This window comes from Paraburkholderia sp., assembly GCF_035501035.1.
Taxonomy (GTDB): Bacteria; Pseudomonadota; Gammaproteobacteria; order Burkholderiales; family Burkholderiaceae; genus Paraburkholderia.
In genome coordinates, this window is the sequence record NZ_DATJWR010000499.1 from 1 (window position 1) to 5,230 (window position 5,230).

At 70.0% G+C, this 5,230-nt stretch carries 2 protein-coding genes; both read left to right on the forward strand.

All coding sequences use genetic code 11. From position 1 onward, the window contains the following. On the forward strand, window positions 1-3,969 hold a 3,969-nt coding region (locus VMJ11_RS34080; protein WP_325625610.1), incomplete at its 5' end, for a YhdP family protein. 110 nt (window positions 3,970-4,079) lie between these two features. After that, a complete protein-coding gene (locus VMJ11_RS34085; protein WP_325625611.1) occupies window positions 4,080-4,916 on the forward strand; it encodes a carbon-nitrogen hydrolase family protein in 837 nt (278 codons plus the stop codon). Window positions 4,917-5,230 lie beyond the last annotated feature (314 nt).

Sequence of the window (5,230 nt, forward strand, 5' to 3'; positions counted from 1 at the left end):
CACACGGGCAACGCCACCTTCACGACCTGGCTCATGCGCCAGGAGGCCATCGTGCTGCGCGGCGGCACGCTGCGCTGGCGCGACGCCACGCGCGACGCGCCCGAGCTCGCGCTCTCGCACATCCGCCTCGCGATCCTCAACGACGGCTACGACCACCGCGTCGCGCTGCAGGCGCCGGCCGAGGGCACCGTGCTGCACGGCCCGCTCGACTTCCGCGCGCACTTCACGCACGCGCGCTCCTCGCTGGCCGGCAAGCCCCTCGGCTGGACCGGCGACGCCTACATCTCGACCGGCCCCGTCGACCTGCCCACGCTCGCGCGCTACGTCGACATACCGATCGCCACCTACGCCGGGCGCATCGACAACGCCATCTGGGCGCACTTCGCGAACGGGCGCATCCTTTCGGCAAGCGGCGCGCTCGCCGGAGCAAACGTTTCGTTGCAGGTGAAGCCCACGCAGCCGGTGCTCGACGTGCCGGTCGCGAACTTTCACTGGAGCCTCGGCATCGAGCCCGGCGACTACACGCTCAAGCTGCACGACTTCCATGCCGAGCTCGGTCAGCCGCCGCTCGACGATGGCACGCCGCTCACGCGCACGCTCGCGCTCACGACGCTCGACGCGCGGTTTCGCCAGCAATCGCTGCAGCAGGGCCAGCTGTTCACCGTGCGCGGCGACCGCATCGATCTCGGCATCCTCGCCGAGTTCATGCGCGCCCTGCCGCTGCCGGGGCGCGTGCAGGGCGCGCTCGTTCGCTTCGACCCGCGCGGGCTCGTCGCGAACTACGAGCTCGGCCTCGAGCGCGCGAAGCCCGAGTCGGGTGAAGCCGCCACGGAGCAGCGCTCGACGAGCGTCGAGCCGGTCGTCAGCTATCGCCTGAAGGCCGACCTGCAGGGCATCAGCGTGAACGCGCAGGAGCCGGGGCCTGGCCTCACGCCGCGCGGCCACCCGCGCGCGGGCCTGCCCGGCTTCGAGAACCTCTGGGGGCGCATCGACGCCGACGAAAGGCACGGCACGATCCGCCTCGCCCCGGCCAAGGCAGCCGTCACGCTGCCCGGCGTGTTCGACAATCCGCGCCTCACCTTCGACAAGCTCTACGGCGCGGCCAAATGGACCGTCGCCGCCGAGCGCGAGCCGGGCAACCGCCTGAAGGCGTTCACCGTCGACGTCTCCGATCTCGGCGTCGAGAACGCGGACGCGCGCGCGAAGATGACCGCCCACTACACGAACCCTGGCAAGGGGCGTGGCTCGCTCGACCTCGTCGCGCATTTCGACGAGGCGCGGGTCAAGGCCATCCCGCGCTATCTGCCCACCAGCATCAGCGAGAAGACGCGCACCTATCTCGGCCACGGCCTGCAGGCGGGGCGCTCGGTGGGCGCAACGATCGAGATCCACGGCGACCTGACCAAATTCCCCTATTCGCGCGACCCCGACGCCGGCCAGTTCCGCATCGTGGCGCCGTTCGCGGGCGGCCGCTTCGACCCGTCGCCGTTCCCGCCCAGAAAGATGCGCAACGGCGCGCCGAACATCTGGCCCGCGTTCGACGGCATCGACGGCATATTCCGGCTCCACGAAAACAAGCTGCGCTTCGATGTCGATCGCGGCCACTATCGCAACTTCGTGCTGCGCAACGTGAGCGGACGCATCGAGGAGCTCGGGGTGAAGGGCTCGGATATCGTCATCGAAGGCACCGGGAGCGGGCCGCTCGCGGACCTGCTCGATTACGCGGACAACAGCTCGATCGGCGCGATGTCGAAGCACGCCACCGCGAAGGTGCGCGCGCAAGGACCGGCCACGCTCGCGCTCAAGCTCACGATTCCGCGCAAGCCGATGCCGAAGGTGCTGGTGTCGGGCGCCATCGGCTTCGAGAACAACACGCTCACCGCCGCCAACGTGCCGCCGGTCTCCAGTCTCACCGGCAAGGTGCGCTTCGAGACCCACAGCGCGACGGTCGAGCGGCTCACGGCGCGCTTCCTTGGCGGCGACCTGCGCGCGAGCGGCGGGCTGCGCGAGGACGGCCGCTACGCGGTGAACGTAGCAGGCAATCTCGCCGTCGATGCGGCGCGCGGGCTGAACCTGCACGGCACGACGGCGGCGGTGATCGGGCGTCTTTCGGGCGAAGCGCCCTACTCGTTCTCGGTTTCGGGCGAGCGCGGCCATCTGCCCGACGTGAAGGCCGACGCCGATCTCACCGGCCTCGCGCTCGACCTGCCCGCGCCGTTCGGCAAGGCCGCCGGCACGCCGATGCCGCTGCGCTTCGAGTTGCAGCCGGGCACGGGCGACGCCACGCAAACCGACGCCGATGCCGCCGCCTACCAGCACGCCGAGCTCACGCTCGGGCCGCTCGCCGCGCGCTACGTGCTGCGCCGCCACCCCGGGCACGTGCCCGAAGTGATGCGCGGCGCGATCGGCATGTACCGGCCTGCGGATCTGCCTTCGGTAGGCGTGACGGCGGCCGTCGATCTGCCGACCTTCGACGCCGATGCCTGGCGCGCAGTGGCGCTGCAGTTGCGCGCTGCGGCGGCGCAACTGCAGGCGCAGGTGGAAGGCACAACGCCCACGCAAGGCGCGGCGCCTGCCGCGGCGCGTAGCGGCCAGGCGCCGGCGGCGGGCGCGACGAATAGCGCGACAACCGGCACGACAACCGGCGTAACAACCGCCGCTCCATCAAGCACGCCCCAATCGGCCGAAGCCAGCACCGCCGTAGCCGCGCCGCAGGGCCCGGCATCGAGCACCGTCGCAGCCGCGCCCGCCGCAGCCGCCTCGTCCCCGCTCGCCCCCAATGGCGCGGTCGGCCAGTTTCTGCCCTCGCGCTTCGCCGTCCACGTCGGCACGCTCACGCTGCTCAAGCGGCAGTGGGAGAACGTCGTGCTCGGCGCCTCGCGCACCGGCGAGCGCGGCAACGAATGGCAGGCGAACGTCGCCTCCAACCAGGTCTCGGGCCACGTCTCGTGGAAGCCGGGTGACGTGCCCGGCGCCCCCGGCACGCTCGAAGCGCGGCTCGCACGCCTCGTCGTGCCCGCCGCCACGAAGAACGACCTGCTCGGCCAGGCGATGTCGCAGCCCGCGCAGAACATGCCGTCGATCGACCTCGTCGTGAACCAGCTCATCGTGCGCGACCGCGACCTCGGCCGCCTCCAGGTGAACGCGCACAACTTCGACGACAACGGCGTGCCGGTCTGGCGCCTCGACCAGCTCGACATCAGCAACCCGGACGCGCACCTCACCGCCACGGAAACCTGGCGCGCGGTGGGCGACGCGGGCGCCAGCGACGACTCGGCCGCCGCCGGCATGCAGACGCCGCGCCACACCGCGCTCGACTTCCACCTCGACATCACGGACGCGGGCGCGCTGCTCGAGCGCGCGGGCATGGCGCACGTGCTCAAGGCCGGCGCGGGCGCGCTCTCGGGCAACCTGGAATGGAGCGGCGGCCCGACGCGCATCGATTTTCCGTCGCTCAACGGCAGCCTCGCGCTTGACCTGCGCCACGGCCAGATCCTCAAGGTCGATCCGGGTGTGGCGAGGCTGCTCGGCGTGGTGAGCCTGCAGAGCCTCGCGCGCTACGCGCAGATGGACTTCCGCGACGTGATCGGCGAGGGCCTGCCTTTCACGAGCGTGACGGGTACCGCGCAAATCCAGAACGGCTCTGCCAGCACCAACGACTTCAGGCTCATCACCGCGCCCGCGCGCGCGACGATGGTGGGCAGCGTCGACCTCGCGCACGAGACCCAGGACCTGCGCGTGCACGTGGTGCCGACGATCAGCGCGGGCACGGGCGTGATCGCGGCGGCCATCATCAATCCGATCCTCGGCCTCGGCGCGCTGGTGGGCGACATCCTGTTCTCGAACACGATCGAGCACGCCTTCACGATGGAGTACGCGATCACCGGCCCGTGGTCCAAACCGCACGTCGAGCGGTTGCACGGCGATCAGGGTAAGATGGACCCGCAGGCGCCCGCCGCCGCGCACTGAGCGCTGTGTACACCCGCTGTGTACATCGAGAGGCGCATGGCGCGCACGCTTTGCGCGCCGCGGGCACACGCCATGCGCGCGTGCCTCCCGAACCCACTCAAGATCTGCCGATGAGCGCCACACACGCCACATCTCTCGCGCCGTTTCGCGTCGCCGCGCTGCAAATGGTCAGCACGCCCGATCGCGATCGCAATCTCGCCGAAGCCGCAAGGCTCATCGCCGAGGCCGCCGCCGGTGGCGCGAGCCTCGTGTTGCTGCCCGAATATTTCTGCTTCATGGGCCACAAGGACACCGAAAAACTCGCGATTCGCGAGCCGCACGGCGACGGCCCGATCCAGCGTTTTCTCGCCGAGGCGGCCAAACGCCACGGCGTATGGGTGATCGGCGGCACGCTGCCGCTGAAAGCGCCCGAGGAAACGCGCGTGCTCAACACGACGCTCGTGTTCGATCCCAACGGAGAAGAACGCGCGCGCTACGACAAGATCCACCTTTTCAACTTCGAAAAAGGCGCCGAATCGTTCGACGAAGCACGCACGATCCGGCCCGGCGCCGAGGTGCGCACCTTCGAAGCGCCGTTCGGCCGCGTGGGCCTCTCGGTCTGCTACGATCTTCGCTTTCCCGAGCTGTACCGGCGCATGGGTGACTGCGCGCTGATGGTCGTGCCTTCGGCGTTCACGTACACGACCGGCGAGGCGCACTGGGAAATCCTGCTGCGCACCCGCGCGATCGAGAACCAGTGCTACGTGCTCGCCGCGGCGCAAGGCGGCAAGCACGAGAACGGGCGGCGCACCTGGGGCCACAGCATGCTGATCGACCCCTGGGGCAAGATCGTCGACGTGCGCGACGAGGGCGCCGGCGTGGTGGCCGGCGACATCGACGTACAACGTATCGTCGACGTGCGCGCGAGCCTGCCCGCCTGGCGACATCGCGTGCTCGACCGCGCTTGAGGCCGCTCGAAGCTGCTCGAAGCCGCCTGAAAAGCCGCTCGAAGCTGCCGCAAACCGCCCGATGCAGTTCGAGACCCGCATCCGGCACGAACGAAACCCGCGATTCGCGCGCTTGATTTCGCTGTACCGCGCGCGAATCTTGATTCACAGACTCACCGATTGATCCCACCCAAGCGCATGAACATCATCGAACCCGGCATCCGCAATCTGGTGACCGCGAAGGACCTGCTCCTCACGCCCTACGGCCTCGACGAGGCGCTGCTCACGCGCACGCTCGGCGAGATCTTCACGCACCGCGTCGACTACGCCGACCT

Excerpts from the sequence above, each read along its gene's own strand:
- VMJ11_RS34085 (WP_325625611.1), top strand. The coding sequence starts at position 4,080 with ATGAGCGCCACACACGCCACATCTCTCGCGCCGTTTCGCGTCGCCGCG.